Origin of the sequence: Idiomarina aquatica, from assembly GCF_003987185.1 — a bacterium.
Lineage (GTDB): Bacteria > Pseudomonadota > Gammaproteobacteria > Enterobacterales > Alteromonadaceae > Idiomarina > Idiomarina aquatica.
This window is the reverse complement of sequence record NZ_PIPS01000001.1, coordinates 1,032,546-1,050,790: the sequence shown is the minus strand read 5'-3', so window position 1 is coordinate 1,050,790 and position 18,245 is coordinate 1,032,546. Positions and strand designations below refer to the sequence as shown.

General features: G+C 52.3%; 18 protein-coding genes. 9 read left to right on the top strand and 9 right to left on the bottom strand.

Annotated features, from left to right (window positions below; translation table 11 throughout):
* Positions 1 to 16 precede the first annotated feature (16 nt).
* The gene (gene ftsZ, locus CWE23_RS04770; RefSeq protein ID WP_105305607.1) at positions 17 to 1,207 is read left to right on the top strand and encodes a cell division protein FtsZ; all 1,191 of its coding nucleotides are present in this window, start codon (positions 17 to 19) and stop codon (positions 1,205 to 1,207) included.
* Positions 1,208 to 1,311: 104 nt separating this feature from the next.
* Positions 1,312 to 2,229 (top strand): UDP-3-O-acyl-N-acetylglucosamine deacetylase, encoded by a 918-nt coding sequence (gene lpxC / locus CWE23_RS04765; protein WP_105305608.1) that lies wholly within the window; start codon positions 1,312 to 1,314, stop codon positions 2,227 to 2,229.
* A gap of 37 nt (positions 2,230 to 2,266) precedes the next feature.
* Here the strand turns inward: lpxC and CWE23_RS04760 are convergent, their stop codons facing one another.
* Positions 2,267 to 2,704, bottom strand: a complete 438-nt coding sequence (locus CWE23_RS04760) for a DciA family protein (RefSeq protein WP_105305609.1) — start codon at positions 2,702 to 2,704, stop codon at positions 2,267 to 2,269.
* Positions 2,705 to 2,737: 33 nt separating this feature from the next.
* Between CWE23_RS04760 and CWE23_RS04755 the strand changes: the two genes are divergently transcribed.
* The 3 genes from CWE23_RS04755 (at position 2,738) to mutT (ending at position 6,892) form a co-directional block, all read left to right on the top strand.
* Positions 2,738 to 3,670: a M23 family metallopeptidase gene (locus tag CWE23_RS04755; RefSeq protein WP_105305610.1), complete on the top strand. Its 933-nt coding sequence runs from the start codon at positions 2,738 to 2,740 to the stop codon at positions 3,668 to 3,670.
* Positions 3,671 to 3,748: 78 nt separating this feature from the next.
* On the top strand, positions 3,749 to 6,466 hold the full coding sequence (gene secA, locus CWE23_RS04750; protein ID WP_126819658.1) for a preprotein translocase subunit SecA: 2,718 nt from the start codon (positions 3,749 to 3,751) through the stop codon (positions 6,464 to 6,466).
* Positions 6,467 to 6,469: 3 nt separating this feature from the next.
* Entirely contained in the window at positions 6,470 to 6,892 is a 423-nt protein-coding gene (gene mutT / locus CWE23_RS04745; protein ID WP_105305612.1) for an 8-oxo-dGTP diphosphatase MutT, read from the top strand.
* Here the strand turns inward: mutT and yacG are convergent, their stop codons facing one another.
* From yacG to nadC, 8 genes are all read right to left on the bottom strand, one after another.
* Positions 6,893 to 7,084: a DNA gyrase inhibitor YacG gene (gene yacG / locus CWE23_RS04740; protein ID WP_105305613.1), complete on the bottom strand. Its 192-nt coding sequence runs from the start codon at positions 7,082 to 7,084 to the stop codon at positions 6,893 to 6,895.
* A gap of 17 nt (positions 7,085 to 7,101) precedes the next feature.
* Positions 7,102 to 7,884: a cell division protein ZapD gene (gene zapD, locus CWE23_RS04735; protein ID WP_126819657.1), complete on the bottom strand. Its 783-nt coding sequence runs from the start codon at positions 7,882 to 7,884 to the stop codon at positions 7,102 to 7,104.
* A 74-nt stretch (positions 7,885 to 7,958) separates the two neighbouring features.
* Positions 7,959 to 8,582, bottom strand: coding sequence for a dephospho-CoA kinase (gene coaE, locus CWE23_RS04730; protein ID WP_241970529.1), 624 nt, complete (start codon positions 8,580 to 8,582; stop codon positions 7,959 to 7,961).
* Complete coding sequence (locus CWE23_RS04725) at positions 8,564 to 9,424, bottom strand: prepilin peptidase (RefSeq protein WP_126819656.1); 861 nt, start codon at positions 9,422 to 9,424, stop codon at positions 8,564 to 8,566. The genes coaE and CWE23_RS04725 overlap by 19 nt, the downstream gene beginning before the upstream one ends.
* 12 nt (positions 9,425 to 9,436) lie before the next feature.
* Positions 9,437 to 10,483, bottom strand: coding sequence for a type II secretion system F family protein (locus CWE23_RS04720; protein ID WP_105305617.1), 1,047 nt, complete (start codon positions 10,481 to 10,483; stop codon positions 9,437 to 9,439).
* Positions 10,470 to 11,798, bottom strand: a complete 1,329-nt coding sequence (locus CWE23_RS04715) for a GspE/PulE family protein (RefSeq protein ID WP_105305618.1) — start codon at positions 11,796 to 11,798, stop codon at positions 10,470 to 10,472. Before CWE23_RS04715 ends, CWE23_RS04720 begins: the two co-directional genes overlap by 14 nt.
* Positions 11,795 to 12,262 (bottom strand): pilin, encoded by a 468-nt coding sequence (locus tag CWE23_RS04710; protein ID WP_126819655.1) that lies wholly within the window; start codon positions 12,260 to 12,262, stop codon positions 11,795 to 11,797. Before CWE23_RS04710 ends, CWE23_RS04715 begins: the two co-directional genes overlap by 4 nt.
* A gap of 75 nt (positions 12,263 to 12,337) precedes the next feature.
* On the bottom strand, positions 12,338 to 13,201 hold the full coding sequence (nadC, locus tag CWE23_RS04705) for a carboxylating nicotinate-nucleotide diphosphorylase (protein WP_126819654.1): 864 nt from the start codon (positions 13,199 to 13,201) through the stop codon (positions 12,338 to 12,340).
* A 24-nt stretch (positions 13,202 to 13,225) separates the two neighbouring features.
* Between nadC and ampD the strand changes: the two genes are divergently transcribed.
* The 4 genes from ampD (at position 13,226) to aceE (ending at position 18,241) form a co-directional block, all read left to right on the top strand.
* Positions 13,226 to 13,831 (top strand): 1,6-anhydro-N-acetylmuramyl-L-alanine amidase AmpD, encoded by a 606-nt coding sequence (gene ampD / locus CWE23_RS04700; RefSeq protein WP_187346273.1) that lies wholly within the window; start codon positions 13,226 to 13,228, stop codon positions 13,829 to 13,831.
* Positions 13,828 to 14,658, top strand: a complete 831-nt coding sequence (gene ampE, locus CWE23_RS04695) for a regulatory signaling modulator protein AmpE (RefSeq protein ID WP_126819653.1) — start codon at positions 13,828 to 13,830, stop codon at positions 14,656 to 14,658. Before ampD ends, ampE begins: the two co-directional genes overlap by 4 nt.
* Before the next feature lie 139 nt (positions 14,659 to 14,797).
* A complete protein-coding gene (gene pdhR / locus CWE23_RS04690; RefSeq protein ID WP_105305622.1) occupies positions 14,798 to 15,544 on the top strand; it encodes a pyruvate dehydrogenase complex transcriptional repressor PdhR in 747 nt (248 codons plus the stop codon).
* A 24-nt stretch (positions 15,545 to 15,568) separates the two neighbouring features.
* Positions 15,569 to 18,241, top strand: coding sequence for a pyruvate dehydrogenase (acetyl-transferring), homodimeric type (gene aceE / locus CWE23_RS04685; RefSeq protein ID WP_105305623.1), 2,673 nt, complete (start codon positions 15,569 to 15,571; stop codon positions 18,239 to 18,241).
* Positions 18,242 to 18,245: the final 4 nt, after the last annotated feature.

Genomic DNA, 18,245 nt, shown 5'->3' with positions numbered 1-18,245 from the left:
GGTAGGGAGAAATCTAATGTTTGAACTGATGGACAATTACGAAAGTGAAGCCGTCATAAAAGTGATTGGCGTCGGTGGTGGCGGTGGTAACGCCGTACAACACATGGTGAAAGAGTCGATCGAAGGGGTTCAGTTTATTGCAGCGAACACCGACGCGCAGGCTCTGCGTAACCACACCGCGGATGTCACCATTCAACTGGGCGGTGAAATTACTAAAGGTCTTGGGGCTGGCGCCAACCCGGAAGTTGGGCGGCAGTCAGCAGAAGACGACCGCGAAGCCATCAAAGCGCAGTTGGAAGGCGCTGATATGGTATTCATCGCTGCCGGTATGGGCGGTGGTACAGGTACCGGTGCCGCACCTGTAGTGGCAGAAATTGCCAAAGAACTCGGTATCCTCACCGTTGCCGTGGTGACCAAGCCGTTTCCGTTTGAAGGCAAAAAGCGTATGGCGGTTGCCGAAGAGGGTATTAATGCGCTGTCGCAAAGCGTCGATTCCTTAATCACCATCCCGAACGAGAAGCTGTTAAAAGTGATGGGCAAAGGGACTTCGTTGCTGGATGCCTTTAGTGCCGCCAATAACGTGTTGTTGGGTGCGGTTCAGGGTATTGCGGAACTGATTACCCGTCCTGGTCTGATCAACGTTGACTTTGCTGACGTGCGTGCGGTCATGAAAGAAATGGGTACGGCGATGATGGGCACCGGCGTTGCCAGTGGCGAAGACCGTGCTCAGGAAGCGGCGGAGATGGCGATCAACAGCCCATTACTGGAAGACATCGATCTTTCGGGCGCGCGTGGCGTATTGGTTAACGTAACGGCCGGCATGGATATGAGCATCGACGAGTTCGAAACCGTGGGTAATACGGTTAAAGCCTTTGCCTCGGATAACGCCACCGTTATTGTCGGAACCGTTATCGATACTGAGATGTCGGACGAATTGCGTGTCACTGTGGTTGCAACCGGTATTGGCGCAGAGCGTAAGCCTGATATTTCACTGGTTAACAGCGCTCAGAGCAATAAGCGTGAATCGAGCCAAGGTTATCGAGCGGATCTTGACCGCAGCGCCGCAGCACCGCGCTACGAAGAAGTGGAAGAGCCACAGGCGGAGACACATCAGGAACCAGCACGTAAGCCGGCTGCCAAAAAGCAGCAGGATAAAGAACTGGATTACCTGGATATTCCGGCATTTTTACGCAAACAAGTCGATTAGTGCTGAAAAAACAGCCAAAATTTGCTTGTAGCCTATCAAATGTCGTATACTATGCGGCCGCGCTGGCAATGGCCAGCGGCTAGTTGACGAGGTGAGTTTAGCTGATGGTAAAACAACGTACACTGAAACAAGCGATCTCAACCACGGGTGTCGGACTGCACAAGGGTAACAAGGTCAATTTGACGTTACGCCCTGCACCGGCAAATACCGGGCTGATTTTCCGCCGTGTCGATCTTGACCCGGTAGTGGATATTCCTGCGCGCGCTGATTGGGTGCGGGATACGCAATTGTGTACGTGTTTAATCAATGAGCAGGACGTCCGTGTTTCTACGGTTGAGCACCTGCTTGCAGCATTAGCCGGCGTTGGCATTGATAACTGCATTATTGAAGTTGATTCACACGAGATTCCGATCATGGACGGCAGCTCGCACCCCTTTGTTTACCTGCTACAAAGTGCGGGCATTGAGGAGCAGTCGGTGGCGAAGAAGTTCATTCGCATCAAAGCACCGATTCGTGTGGAAGAGGAAGATGGCAAATGGGCGGAACTGCTACCCCACGATGGGTTCCGCATCGATTTTGCCATCGACTTTAATCATCCGGCAATTGCAGAAACCGGTCAGCAAGTATCGATGGATTTCAGCAGCGGTGCCTTCATTAAAGAAATCAGCCGTGCGCGCACCTTTGGTTTTATGAAAGACATCGAGTATTTACGTAAAAACAATCTGGCGTTGGGCGGCAGCTTTGATAATGCCGTTGTGCTGGATGAATTCCGAGTGCTGAATACCGACGGCTTGCGTTACGACGACGAATTTGTAAAACATAAAATGTTGGATGCGATTGGCGACTTGTACATGTGTGGGCACAGTATATTAGGGCATTTACGTGCCTATAAATCTGGACACGCACTGAATAATCACTTGTTGCAAGCGATGCTACAGCAACAAGAAGCCTGGGAGTTCGTCACCTTTGACGAAGAGCAGGCGCAGTCACCTATCGCGTATTGGGCGCCCAGCCTGGCTTAAATTCTGTAGGTAGCCTGCACGCTTTGGCGACAGCGGGCTACCACATCTTCTCAGCAATCTTCAGTAACTCCGATTTCAACGGCTCCTGGCTGTTTTCCGCTAAACGTAAAATCCGCTCGCGTCGCGACTGTTGTTCTGTTGACGCCGTCAGTGCCCGGTCAGCACCGGGTTTAATCTTGACTTCGATCTCGTTAACCTCAATCATCGCATCTTGTTGGAAATGCGTTATAATGCGCGCTTGTTGAAATTTTAGCTGGGTAGCCCAGGTGGCGGCATCGGTTTCAACGATCAGCTTGCCATCACGAACATTCAGTAATTGGCAGTGATCCGACAGCGGCCTTTCGAGTAGGCGTTGAAACAAAAGTTGCCATTGCTTTAGTTGGACGGCAAACTGTGCATAGTGTTGCAAAGTTTGCGTTTGCGGCTCAACTCGAGTGCGTAGCCATTGTTTTGGTGTTTTTGGTCTGTTGTTCATAACCCGTGGTTTACCCCACAAAAGAGAGTATTCATGAGTTTATCAGTCTTTTACCGAGGCTCAAAAATACGTTTTGGTTTTCGCTTAACACGGCGCCGTATGTTGTCCTATGCAGGACTTTCTGCTGTGGTGGCGTTGGCGGCATGGTCGCCATGGGAATATCGCGGAATCGATCCGAACATCGCACAGCAAGAAATTACTGAAGAGCAACGCCAACTGGCATTGCAGGAAGCCGCAGTCGCCGAGTTGCGCACGAAAACGGAGAAAAAACTGGGCGCGATGACCGTGTATCTGGGCGAGCTCCGGGCGCAAGTGCGACGCCTTGATGCATTAGGTGAGCGGTTGGCGGAAAAGGCCAACTTAACCAACGGCGAGTTTAATTTTAATACTGACATCCCTCTTGGCGGTCCCGAAGCGACGGTGGCAGAACTGCCAAAAGCATCGGGCAATGACGTCTTGGCAGAGATCGATCAATTACTGAATCACATTGCTGACAAACAAAAACAGCTGTCGCTCCTTGAATCTGTGATGATGAACCACAATGTCAGTAATGCCAGTTACATTGCCGGGCGGCCAATAACGGAAGGCTGGCTGTCCTCGCAATACGGTGTGCGTAAAGACCCCTTTAATGGCACGCCGGCCATGCATAAAGGCCTGGATTTCGCCAGTTATGCCGAAGACGTAAAAGTGATTGCGACAGGCGCCGGGGTTGTTACCTGGGCCGGAGAGCGCTGGGGCTATGGTCAGTTGATTGAAATTGATCACGGTGGTGGGTTGAAAACCCGCTACGGTCACAATGATCGCTTATTAGTTGATGTCGGTGACGTTGTTACGCGCGGACAGCCGATTGCGCAAATGGGCAATACCGGTCGTTCGACGGGGCCTCATGTGCATTATGAGGTGCTGCGCAATGGTCAACAAGTTGACCCGAACCAGTTTGTGTATCGCAAGCTAGACAACGATTGATCACCGAAACGTGCGAGCGACCTCGGCAGCGAGTGTCGCTTTTATTGTTCATAATTAATAACAGGAAATTCCTTACTCATGCTAGGCAGTTTGTTTCGTAAAGTATTTGGTAGTCGCAACGACCGTATTCTGAAGGCGTTGTTCAAGAAGGTTAATCAGATTAACCAACTGGAGCCGGAATTCGAGGCGTTGTCGGATGCAGAACTGAAAGACAAAACGGCCGAGTTTCGTAAACGTCTGAATGACGGCGAAAGCCTGCAGGATCTCCTGGTTGAAGCGTTCGCGACCGTACGCGAGGCGAGTAAGCGTGTCTTTGGTATGCGCCACTTCGATGTACAGCTGGTCGGTGGCATGGTGCTGGATGAGAACCGCATTGCCGAAATGAAAACCGGTGAAGGTAAAACCCTGACGGCAACACTGCCGGCGTATCTTAACGCCCTTGCCGGTAAAGGCGTGCACATCATTACGGTGAATGATTATTTGGCGCGTCGTGACGCTGAGTTCAATCGCCCGTTATTTGAATTCCTGGGTATGAGCGTCGCCTTTAATATTCCGGGCCTACCGCCGCAGCAAAAGAAGGAAGCCTATCAGGCTGACATCACTTACGGCACCAACAATGAATTCGGCTTTGATTACTTGCGCGATAATATGGCGTTTTCGCCGGAGGATCGGGTACAGCGTGAACTCTACTATGCACTGGTGGATGAGGTTGATTCAATCCTGATTGACGAAGCTCGCACGCCGTTGATTATTTCAGGCCCGGCTGAAGACAGCTCAGATATGTACACCAAAATGAATGAGCTGGTACCGCTGCTGACTCGCCAGGAAAAAGAAGACACCGAGGAAGAAAAAGGCGATGGTGATTTCACCATCGATGAGAAAGCCAAGCAACTGCATCTTACCGAGCACGGCCAGGAGCACATCGAGTCGCTGTTGAAAGAGCGCGGTATGCTGGCGGAAGACGACTCCTTGTACTCCGCCGGTAACATCACCCTGTTACACCACATCAATGCGGCATTGCGGGCTCACCACCTGTTCCAGAAAGACGTCGATTACATCGTCAAAGACGGCAAAATTGTCATCGTTGATGAGCATACCGGCCGTACTATGGAAGGACGTCGCTGGTCTGAAGGTTTGCACCAGGCGGTGGAAGCCAAAGAAGGTGTTGAAATACAGAATGAAAACCAGACACTGGCATCGATTACCTTCCAGAATTATTTCCGTCTGTACGACAAACTGGCCGGTATGACCGGTACCGCCGATACAGAAGCCTTTGAATTCCAGTCGATTTACGGCCTCGAAACGGTGGTGATTCCAACCAACAAACCGATGGTTCGTGATGACCGCGCAGACCTTATCTATTTAACCGCGCAGGAAAAGTACGAAGCCATTGCCGAGGACATTGAAGAGTGTCGTAAGCAGGGACGTCCGGTGCTGGTCGGTACCGTGTCGATCGAAAACTCGGAACTGCTGTCGCGGTTATTGAAAAAGAAAAAGATTCCACATGCGGTGCTCAATGCTAAGTTCCACGCGCAGGAAGCCGACATTATCGCGCAGGCCGGGCGTCCGGGAGCGGTAACCATTGCCACCAACATGGCCGGTCGTGGTACGGACATCGTATTAGGCGGTAGTTGGATGGCCGAAGTGGAAAAGCTGGAAGAGCCGAGCAACGACAAGATTGAAAAAATTAAGCAGGAATGGCAAAAGCTTCATGACGCTGTTATCGAAGCCGGTGGCCTGCATATCATCGGTACTGAGCGCCACGAGTCGCGTCGTATTGATAACCAGTTGCGTGGCCGTGCCGGTCGTCAGGGTGACCCGGGTTCATCGCGGTTCTACCTGTCACTTGAAGATCCGCTGATGCGTATTTTTGCGTCCGAGCGTATGGCTTCAATGATGAAGCGCCTGGGTATGAAAGAAGGTGAAGCCATTGAGCACCCGTGGGTGACCCGTGCCATCGAAAACGCCCAGCGTAAAGTCGAAGGCCGTAACTTCGACGTGCGCAAACAGTTGCTTGAGTACGATGACGTTGCCAACGATCAACGTCGCGTGGTGTACGAACAACGTAACGAGTTGCTTGATGAAGGCGACATCTCAGAAACGATTCAGGTGATCCGTGAAGACGTTATTAACTCAGTGATCGATGAGTATGTACCACCACAATCACTGGCCGAATTGTGGGATTTGGCCTCGTTGGAAGAGCGCCTGCGTGCCGATTTTGATATCGATCTGCCGTTGCAACAATGGCTGGACGAAGACGATCATTTCCACGAAGAAGTGTTGCGCGAACGTGTGCTGGAAGCCTTGACCAAGGCTTATCAGGACAAAGAGCAGTTGGTTGGCGCAGAGGTGCTGCGCCGGTTCGAGAAATCGATCATGCTGCAAAGCCTGGACCAACACTGGAAAGAACATCTGGCCGCAATGGACCATTTGCGTCAGGGGATTCATTTGCGCGGTTACGCACAGAAGAACCCGAAACAGGAATATAAGCGCGAAGCCTTTGAGCTGTTCAGTGAAATGCTGGAGAACTTGAAGCTGGATGTTGTCACCATCTTAAGTCGCGTTAAAGTGCGTGCTCCGGAAGATGTGGATGCGGTGGATAAACAGCGTAAAGCGGCTGACAGCGCACCGCGTGAATTTAAACATGAGCAGGCCAGTGCCACCGGTCAGACGACCGACGGCAGTGCCGGCGAGCAACAAGAGCGTCCGGTGCAACGTGGTCAGAAAGTGGGTCGCAATGACGCTTGTCCTTGCGGCTCGGGTAAAAAATACAAACATTGTCATGGCAAACTGTAATTCATGAGTGACTCAGACAGTCAGCTCCCAACCGTACACGTTGCGGTTGGGGTTATCGAAAACGAGAACGGCGAAATTTTTATCGCCCAACGGCTTCCTGAGCAGCATCAGGGAGGCAAGTGGGAGTTCCCCGGCGGTAAAGTGGAAGCCGGCGAAAGCGTTCAACAGGCATTGACCCGTGAGTTGAAAGAAGAGTGCAATATCGAGGTTATCGACTGTGCTCCGCTGACAGTGGTCGAACATCAGTACCATGATAAACGGGTGTTACTGGATGTCTGGTGGGTATTGAAATACCGCGGCGAAGCGCGTCAGTTGGAAGGGCAGAAATGGTTGTGGGTTGATATCGCACAACTGGACGCGTTTCAGTTCCCGGACGCTAACCAACCCATTGTTGAGCGCCTGGTTGAGACGCTCAACAGTTATTAATCAATAAGCTTCATCATTACCGGGTTGCTGGTCGGGTATCACCGCCGGCTCACCCGGGATCGCTTTCTCTTCATTGGCCCATTCACCTAAATCGATAAGTTTGCAGCGCTCACTGCAAAATGGCTTAAAGGGCGATTTATCGGACCATTCTACTGTCGTTTGGCAGGTGGGACAGGGTACAGACGTGGGCATAGTTCTCTCTTAATCGTTTAGGTATTGGTGAGTAACGGGCAACGCGCAATCGCCAGTGGCACATTATCACTGACGGCGTCGGTTTGCTTGGCTTCGCCTTCGGCCAGCGTCATCAAACGCAGCGTAAAACGCTGGCGGTGGCCGCTGATGACCGGGTAACAGGCATGTTCTGCCGCAATCTTGATGCGCAACAGCGCTAATGGCTCACAGCTTTCCTGCCAAAATCCGTTATTTGCGACGACGTCACTGAATTGACCCTGCTGACGGGTTAATTCCAATTGCAGTTCAACCGCAGCAGCGATGGGGGCAAAACAGTCCAGCCACTGCTGCGCGTGTTGTTGGCGGGTAGCCGAAGGCTGTTGTAACCAAAGTTGTAATTGCGGTAATTCGAACAGTCCGGTCACTCCGGGTTGAGCAAACCGATTGCGGATACTGGCGAGAAACCGGTCATCCTTTATCAAACGTAATTCCTTCGGCACCTGTTGCAGATTGTCAGCCGCTGCCAGAACACTTTGCAGAGCACCTTGCAGTGCCGTCTGATCAATTTGCGGGTGTTGCTCCCAGCGTTTCATGAACAGCCGTTGCTGATCAAGGTCCTTGCTCAGTTCGGTGCGAATGTCGCTACGTTCAATCAATTCCTGAGCAGCAAACAACGCACTGAAGAACGGTTCCGGGTGTTTACCGAGCACTGCCAGTGCCGAGTGCAGCTGTTTAAAGCTGTGCTCGAGTCGCAAGTACGTACGAAAACGCTCCTGCAGAGGGTATTCATAGATAACACTGGATGGCAGTTGTTCGGGCATCTAGGCTCTCGTTTGGTTAATAGTGATTGTCGCCTATGATAACGGAATCGTGGTGGGGTGCAATGCCGACTCTGTTAAGAGCCTTTGGCCAACTGGCGATAACGTTTGTCCAATGCCGTCAACTGCTGCTGCAGATGGGTCAGGTCGGCGTCATTGTGGACGATATCGTCAGCTCGCTGTAAGCGTTGCTCGCGAGTCAGTTGCGATGCCATAATGGCCTCAACCTGTTGCTGTTCACTGTTATCCCGCTGCATAGTGCGTTCAAGTTGTAAGGCTTCGGGAACGTCGATGACCAATACCCGGTTACAGTAGCGCTGCAGTTGGTTTTCCAGCAACAACGGGGCTACCAGCACCACATAGGGCGAATCGGCTTGTTGCAATTGAGCCAACAGCCGCGCTCGAATCGCCGGGTGCAACAGTTGGTTCAGCCATTCTTTCGCACGGTTGTCGTTAAATACGATATCGCGTAATGCACGGCGGTTGAGTTGCCCCTGCGCATCGATAACGCGCTCGCCGAAGTGCTCTGCAATGGCTGTTAAACAAGGGCTACCGGGTTCGACCACTTCGCGTGCCACCACGTCGGCATCAACAATGTCGATGCCCAACGAGGCGAGAAAGTCGGAGGCGGCGGTTTTACCGCTGCCGATTCCACCGGTTAGCCCGACCACATAGTTCGACATCAGGAATACCCCAGCCATTGCCAGTAACCGTGAAGCAGTTGCTCACCCCAGAAAAAGCTGATGAGGCCGCCGCCAATTAAAAATGGACCAAAAGGAATCGGCGCCGAATGCCCCCGTTTTATCATTGCAATGACCCCCACCACAATGCCGACCAGCGAACTGGCAAGAATGGTAACCGGCAGCAAACTGGCACCGGTGAAGGCGCCGATGGCGGCAAGCAGTTTAAAGTCGCCGTAGCCCAGACCTTCCTTGCCGGTCAGCAATTTAAATACCCAGTACACCGACCACAGACTCAAGTAGCCCGCGGCAGCACCAATGATGGCCTGTGAGGGGGTTATGCTGGCGGCATCGTGCAGAGACCATAACAGTCCTGTCCATAACAAACAGTAGGTTAATTGGTCCGGTAGCAATTGATGACGACTGTCAATAACGGTCATTACCACCAGCAAGGATGCGACGGTCACCACCACGGCAAAGGTTAAGCCTAACCCCAATTGCCAGGCGGCAAATGCAGCGATCAGGGTCAGCACTACCTCGACCAGCCAGTACACAATCGGAATCGATTCACGACAATGACGACAGCGTCCGCTGAGCATCAGGTAGCTGAGCAACGGAATGTTGTCGTACCAGGCAATGGCTTGCTGACACTGCGGACAATGTGAAGGAGGATGTGCCAAGTTATAGCGATCCAGCTCTTTCACCGGTTGTCCGTTGAGTTCTGCACATTCACGTTGCCACTGCTGCTGTAACTGCTTCGGCAGACGTACGATAACCACATTTAAAAAGCTGCCAATACTGGCGCCCAGTAATACAGCAACTAAAATCGCCGGCCACTGGCCTGCAGCGTAAAGACTTTCCATGGTATTTTCCTATTAGAACTGCTGGCCTATGTTAAATATTGGTAGATACATGGCCAGCAAAAGAGTGCCTATGATGCCGCCTAAACTCAGCATCAGCAAGGGCTGGATTAAACCTAAACGTTGCGCACACTGATGCGCAAAGCGTCTGCCGAGCTCGGCCGCCAGGCGCGTCATCATGTCATCAATCCGGCCGGTCTGCTCGCCGGTTTTTAAGTACGCGTTAATCAAGGTGTTGTCCAATCGTTGCTCTGCGATCGCAATAGACCAACTTTTACCCTGCTCGATGGCACTGCCGATAGCACCGCAGTCAGCCCGGGTGCGAAACCATGGACTACTCGCGGCGACCAGTTGCAACGCCGCGGTTGCCGCCATTCCTGCCCGTAACAACAGACTCAGTTGGGCGAACAGCTGCTGCGTCCGCGCCAGCCGCAACAATGGTCCTACGATGGGTAAACGCAGCAGTAGCCGCTGCCACAGTTGCGGGTGGTAGCGTCGTATGGCGCTGAACAGCAACACCGTGCTGACGCTGACGGCGAGCATCGTCAGGCCGTGTTGCTGCATCAGTGCCGATAATTGCAGCAGAGCTTGCGTCAGCATCGGCAGTTGCTGAGTCTGAAACAGTGCGGTGAATTGCGGTAATACCCAGACCAGCAAGACCACCGTAACCACGATGGCAACGGCAAAAATGGCGGCCGGATAACGGATGGCTTGTAGCAATAAGCGGCGCTGTTGCTGGCGTTGTTGATAATCCTGCACCATATGCTGCAACACCGTGGCGAACTGCCCGCTTTGTTCGGCAAGTTGTAAATAGCCAAACATGGCGGCAGGTAACCGTCTTGGCAGGTGATTGGCCGCCTTATGCAGCGGTAAACCATCGTCGACGGTGGCAATAAAGGTTGCGAAGCATTGCTGTATCGTCGCCGATGACAGCTGGGAATGGACAACGAACAAGGCTGCGCGCAAAGGCAGGCCACTATCGATGAGCAGCGCAAGCTGCTCAAAGGCGGCAATCAGCTGTTGCTGTTGAGACGGGGTAAAGTCGCGTTCAGAGGCTGACATTTTGCAGTCGTTCCGCTTGTTGTGCGGACGTCAACCTAGCTTCAACACAGGCTTGAGCATGCTGTTGTAACGTCGGCAGTTGTTGTTGGGATAAATAATCACGAATGCTGCCAGCCTGCACTAACTGCTGATGACTGGAACTGTGCCAGGGAACCACTTCAAACACCGCTAATTGACCAAAATAACCGTCATGGCAGTGCGCGCAAGCGCGCCCACCACAGTGTTGGCACAAGCGTCGCAGTAAGCGCTGACTGATGATAAGACTCAGCGCGGTACCGACATCGTTGCTGCTGACGCCCAGCGCTTGAAGCCGCTGTAGGCTTTCTAAAGCGCCGTTAGTATGTAATGAGGCTAGTACTAAATGGCCGGTCTGAGCCGCTTGTAAGGCAACCTGTGCGGTTTCTGCATCACGGATTTCACCGATCATCAGCACGTCCGGGTCTTGTCGGAGCAGGCTGCGCAGAATACGGGCAAAGGTAAGCTGTCGCCGGCTCTGCACCGGTACCTGATTGATGCCGTCACAGCGTATTTCGACCGGATCCTCGACGGTACAAATGTTCAACACCCGCTGATTTAAGCGCTGTAGCAGGCTGTAAAGCGTCGACGTTTTACCGCTGCCGGTGGGTCCGGTGACCAAAATCAGTCCTTGCTTTAATGTCAGTGCCCGGGTCACCTGCTGACGCTGCGCATCGGTCATGCCCAGTTGGCTCAGAGCGGTTACCTGCTGTAAGGTGCCAAGACAGCGTATCACCAGCTTTTCGCCATGCAGCACCGGACACGTGCTGATCCGGAAGTCTTGTGTGTGCTGGTCGTTCAGGGCAATGGAAAAGCGACCATCCTGCGGTTGTCGTTGCTCGCTGATGTCGAGATCGGCAATCACTTTTGCTCGCGCAATCAGTTGCCGGCCATGCTCTAAGGATAGGTGTTGCAAGGTGACCAGTTGACCCGCTAAGCGAAGCCGCAAGCGCAAACCCAGTGTCGTCGGCTCACAGTGAATGTCGGAAGCGCGCTGTGACAGGGCGTAGCGTAATAGCGCATCAAGCCATTCTGCTACGCTTTGCGTTTGGCAGTTAAACAGTACAGGAACCGTGTCGCTGAGCGCAATCAGGATGAGCTGTGACGAATGCACCTGTTGCCAGGCAAATTGTAATTGCGTCGCCCGACAGGACAGTGCTTCAGCAATAGCCAGTACTGCGGTGTCGGCTCCTTGATAAAGCAAGCATAACTGTTGTGGCGGACACTGCACCGCCAAAGCCAGTTGTTGTTCCGGCTCGAGCTGTTGCCGCGGCAGACTGACAAATTCACCGCCGATCATTGACGTAAATCTGCCTGGCAAGCCGCTACGGCTGAGCGTCCGGATGCGTAGTCTGAACAGCGGGTTACCCAGTTCAGCATGCCTTGCTGCAGTTGCGGACTTAACTCGACCACAACGGCCGTGTTGTCTTGAGTGACTTCGCGCAGTTCCAGCTGAATGGACGCTGAATCAAGCACTTGAAAGTCGCTCAGCGAGTCCGGCAACGGCAGCGGAAGGTTTGGTAGCCCTCGTTGTCCAGGGCGGTTGCAGCGGTCGAGGCTGCCTTCAACCTGCCAACACAGCGCAATCGCCAGTTGCATCGGCTGCGCATGTTGTATTGCTTCAGCGGCTTTGGCGCGTTGGGTGTAATGATGGTAAGCCGGTACCGCGAAAGAGGAGAGAATACCGATAATGGCAACCACAACCATCAGCTCGATCAGGCTGAAGGCGGGTTTAAGCGCAGGGCGGGCGTGTGTTATGAGCATAGCGGTTTCCAATGATGAAAACCGCAAGCATGGTAGAGGCTGCTGTTACCGGCAACTCTATTGTTTCGTACGAGATCAGCTTATCCGCATGGACAAGTCAATGGCTTGCACGTTTTTGGTCAGTGCGCCGGAGGAAATGAAATCAACACCGGTGGCTTTCAGTTCATGCAGACGGGCATCCGTGATGTTGCCGGACACCTCCAGCTTAGCCGGGTGAGCATGTTGTTGATTGATGGCAACGGCGCGTTCAATATCAGCTAATGAAAAATTATCAAGCATGACAATATCCGCCTGAGCGTCGAGTGCCTGGGTAAACTCATCCAGGTTTTCCACTTCCACTTCGACCGGTTTATCGGCATGCAACTGACGCGCGCTGGCGATCGCTTTAGCGATACCGCCACAGGCTGCAATGTGGTTCTCCTTGATCAGGTAGGCATCGTACAAACCAATACGGTGGTTCTTACCGCCACCGCAACGAACGGCGTACTTCTGCGCCAGTCTTAAGCCGGGCAGGGTTTTGCGAGTATCGAGTAAGCGCGTGTTTGAACCCTCAAGTAAGGCGGTGTACTGAGCCGTTAACGTGGCGGTGGCTGCCAGCGTCTGTAGAAAGTTCAGAGCCGTGCGCTCGCCGGTCAGTAGCGAGCGGCTGGGGCCGCTGAGTTTGCACAACACGGTACCGGCCTTGACCGCCTCGCCATCGCTGACTTGCCAGTCAATGGCAACGCGCTCATCCAACTGTTGAAATACTTCGTTGACCCAGGCCATGCCGCACATGACCATGTCTTCGCGGGTAATAATGGTGGCATTGCTATGGCTGTCTGCGGCGATTAACTGTGCGGTAATATCGTAATTGGCATCGACCGCTGATAAGTCCTCCTGTAATGCCAGAGTAACTTGTTGTTGCAGCGATTGCAGTTCGGATTGGGACAACACTTCCATGACGACTTTACCTTTATCAGCACAATGACGATACTAGGGGGCAAACTTTACCTGTTTGCGACCGCGGTGAAAAGACATAGCATCAAAAACCATTGGCTGGAGAGCGTCGACCGACGACCCTCACCTCATTTCGATGAACGCCCCGACCCGGCGGACATCAGTTTACTGGTGATCCACTGTATCAGTTTGCCGGAAGGCGAGTACGGCACCCCCTTTGTTGAACAGTTATTTATGGGCACACTAAAACCAGCACCGGGTAGCGCGCTGGAACCGTTGATCGGATTAAGGGTCTCTGCACACCTCGTCATTCGTCGTAACGGTCATATCGAGCAATACGTTGGTTTTGATAAACGTGCCTGGCATGCCGGTAAATCCAGCTTCTGCGGGCGCAAGCGTTGTAACGATTATAGCATCGGCATAGAATTGGAAGGGACGGATAAAGAGGCTTATACTGAGGCACAATATCGACAGTTGGTCTCGGTGACGCAGGCCTTGATGCAGGACTATCCGGGCATTCGTTCAGGTCGTATTGTCGGCCATGAAGACATCGCCCGCGGACGTAAAACGGATCCGGGCCAAGGCTTTGACTGGACACACTTTCTGCAGCAACTGACTAAGGAGAGGATATGATCCTCATCGCACTGCTGATAGCGCTAAGTATTGAGCGTGTTACGCATCTACCCGCTTTCTGGCAGATGGATTTTCTGCTTGGCCGTTGGCTTGACTGGAGCCAGCAAAAACTCGCCGCGAGCCGTTACCAGCAGCAGCTACAAAAGCCATGGGTGCAAATGCTGTGGTTGTTGTTACCAGCGTTGGCGGCAGGACTATTGGTCAGTTGGCTGGACAATCTATTGGTGACCTTTATCGGTGGTATCATTGCCTTTTTGGTGGCTTGTAGCTGTCAGCCGGCGCGAAACGCCTATAAACAGTATTTAAAAGCGGCCAACAAAGGCGAGCCAACGGAGCGGCAAGAACAGCAATTGCAGGCGTTCGCCGGTCATGATGATACGCGTGCTGTTGAAGACACCGTATGCTGGTTAAACTACCAATATTACGTCGCTATCATTTTCTTTTTTGTGGTGTTTGGGGTCTTTGGTGCCTTAGCGTACGCTTCTATCCGCAGCGCTCAGGTACAGTATCAATCGCAATTTAGCGCGTTGCCCCTTGATCGCATCCGCTGGGCCGTCGACTTTATTCCGGTTCGACTGACCGGTTTGGGGTTGCTGGTGGTTGGCCATTTTTCTCGCGCCTTGCCGGTTTGGCTGGCCTCATTAACCGACTTCAACCGTCCCAATGATCGGATTCTCGCAAACCTTATTGCTAAGGCGGAGGATCTTCCCCATCACCCGGATGATAAAACCGATGCGGTCACCGCGCAGTTGGGATTAATGAAGCGACAACAGTTGGTGTGGTTGTGTGTTATCGCGTTGCTGACGTTGTCCGGCGGACTGCATTAACGCAAATTATCACTCTGCGCAGGTCATACCAGACCAGAAAAAATTTGGGTTATAGGCCGTTATGGATTAAAATAACCGCACTGTTTGGTCAGACCAATTTACCTGACGATTTATCGAACTATCGGGAGAGTCGCGCATTTTGCCGTTTCAGCAAATAAAAGTAACGAAAATTTCCGACCAGATCGTTGCCGAAATTGAAGCGATGATCGTTGACGGGCGCTTCGTTGCCGGCCAAAAACTCCCGTCAGAGCGCGATCTGGCGCAGCAATTTAATGTGTCCAGACAATCGCTGCGTGAGGCGATTCAAAAGCTCGAAGCCAAAGGCTTAGTTGATCGTCGTCAAGGCGGTGGCACTTATGTTACCGATACCTTGAATGACAAGGTGACTACCCCTTTGTTTGAGTTGCTGGCGAAACATCCGGAGTCGCAATTTGACCTGCTGGAGTTTCGTCACGCCTTAGAGGGTATCTCATCGTTTTATGCGGCGTTGAGAGGAACCGATTCCGATCTGGATCGGATCAAACTGAGTATCAATAACATCATTGAATCACAAGCGGGTGATATTGATGCGCAAGTTGATGCGTTAGTGAGTTTTTACTTACGTATCGCAGAAGCATCCCACAACGTGGTGTTACTGCATGTGGTGATGGGAATGCAAGAATTGCTCGCGGAAAACATCAAACAAAATTTAGAAATACTGGCTCAAAACCCCGAGGTTATTGAGCAGCTCAATCAACATCGCTCCCAGATTGCTGCGGCAATTATTGGGGGGCAACCGGAGCAGGCGCGGGATGCGTGTCATCAACATTTGTCCTATATTGAACAGGCATTGTTGGAAATGACCAAGGAACAGTCACGCATCCAACGCTCGCTGCGTCGTTCCTGAATAACGTAACGGTAAGGAATAGCTATGAGTGAAGAATTAAACAAAGACGTTGACCAGCAGGAAACTCAGGAGTGGCTAGACGCTCTTGAGGGTGTGCTTGATGCCGAAGGCCCCGAGCGTGCCCACTTCTTGTTGGAGCAATTAATCGATAAAGCGCGCCGCAATGGTGCGTATTTGCCGTATCGTCCAACAACGTCATACCTGAATACGATTCCTGCCAGCCAGGAACCGACCATGCCGGGCAACCAAACCATGGAAGCACGTATCCGTTCAGCGATTCGCTGGAACGCCGTGATGATGGTATTGCGTGCCTCGCAAAAAGGCGAAGAGCTGGGTGGTCACATTGCTAGCTTTGCCTCGTCGGCGATGCTGTATGACGTAGGCTTTAACCATTTCTTCCGTGCGCCGAGTAACGGTGACGGCGGTGACTTCCTGTTCATTCAGGGCCATGCGTCGCCGGGTATTTACGGCCGAGCCTTTATTGAAGGACGTCTGACCGAAGAGCAATTAAACAATTTCCGTCAGGAAGTTGAAGGCAAAGGCCTGCCTTCGTACCCGCATCCAAACTTGATGCCGGACTTCTGGCAGTTCCCGACGGTATCTATGGGGCTTGGTCCGATTCAAGCCATTTACCTGGCGCGGTTCCTGAAGTACCTGACTGACCGTGGTATTAAAGACTGTTCAAATCAACGCGTATACTGCTTTATGGGCGACGGTGAAACCGATGAGCCGGAAAGCTTGGGTGCTATCAGCCTGGCAGCGCGCGAAGAGTTGGATAACCTGACGTTCGTGATTAACTGTAACCTGCAGCGCCTGGACGGCCCGGTGCGTGGTAACGGTAAGATCATTCAAGAGCTGGAAGGAACCTTCCGTGGTGCCGGCTGGGAAGTGATCAAAGTGATTTGGGGCCGTTACTGGGATCCGTTGTTGTACCGGGACACCGAAGGTAAGTTGCGTCAGTTGATGGAAGAAACCGTTGACGGTGACTACCAGAACTTTAAAGCCAAAGGCGGCAAGTACACTCGTGAACACTTCTTCGGTAAATACCCTGAAACTGAAGAAATGGTGGCGAACCTGTCCGATGAGGATATCTGGCGTCTGAACCGTGGTGGCCACGATCCGGTGAAAGTTTACTCGGCGTACCACAAAGCGGTGAACACCAAAAATCGTCCACAGGTGATCCTGGCGAAAACCGTAAAAGGTTATGGCATGGGCGCCGCGGGTGAAGGTAAAAACATTGCGCACCAGGTTAAGAAAATGGACATGGACGCGATCAAGCACTTGCGTGACCGCTTCAACATTCCATTCAAGGACGGTGAGCTGGAAGACCTGCCGTACTACAAGTTCGACGAAGACAGCGACGAAATGAAGTACATGAAAGAGCGTCGCGAAGCATTGGGCGGTTATATGCCTGTGCGCCGTGCGCAAAGTGACGTTGAACTGGAACTGCCGGCGCTGAAAGCCTTCGATGCGGTTCTTAAAGGTTCCGGCGATCGCGAAATTTCATCGACCATGGCATTTGTCCGTGTGCTGACGGCGTTGTTGAAAGATAAGAAAATTGGTAAGCGAATTGTCCCGATCATTCCGGATGAAGCGCGTACCTTTGGTATGGAAGGCTTGTTCCGTCAGGTGGGTATCTATGCACACCACGGTCAAAAATACACACCACAAGATGCTGATCAGGTTGCTTACTATCGTGAGGACAAAAAAGGTCAGGTTATCCAGGAAGGTATTAACGAACTGGGTGCGATGGCATCGTGGGTGGCAGCGGGTACCAGCTACTCACTGAACAATGAGCCGATGATCCCGTTCTACATTTACTATTCAATGTTTGGCTTCCAGCGTGTCGGTGACCTGGTCTGGGCTGCCGGTGACAGCCAAACTCGTGGTTTCCTGATTGGCGGTACCGCGGGTCGTACAACGCTGAACGGTGAAGGTCTGCAGCACCAGGATGGCCACAGCCACATTCTGTTTGGTACGGTACCTAACTGCATCAGCTATGATCCAACCTATGGCTATGAAATTGCGGTTATCGTACACGACGGTCTTAAGCGTATGTACGAAGATCAGGAAAACGTGTTCTATTACCTGACGGTAATGAACGAGAACTACCAGCAGCCGGAAATGCCGGAAGGAGCTGAAGAAGGCATCCTTAAAGGTATTTACGTACTGGACAACGTCAAGGCGAAGAACAAAGCCAAAGGCGATGTGCAGTTACTGGGTAGCGGTACTATCCTGCAACAAGTGCGTAAAGCCGCTGACATGCTGGCTGAGCAGTTTGACATTAACTCAACGGTATACAGTGTAACGTCGTTTAATGAATTGGCTCGTGATGGTCTGGACGTTGATCGCCACAACATGCTGCATGCCGATAAAGACAGTAAAGAAGCCTACATCACCAAAGTGATGAAAGACGCGAAAGGTCCGGCGGTAGCAGCAACGGATTACATGAAGCTGTACGCTGATCAGGTTCGTGCGTGGGTACCGACCTCTTACCGTGTGCTGGGTACCGATGGCTTTGGTCGTTCGGACAGTCGCAGCAATTTGCGTAAGCACTTTGAAGTAAGTCCGGAGTACATCGTTGTGGCGGCACTGAAAGAACTGGCTGATGCCGGTGATATCGACAAGAAAGTGCTCGCAAAAGCGATCAAAGACTTCGGTATCGATGTCGACAAAATCAACCCACGTAACGCATAAGGAG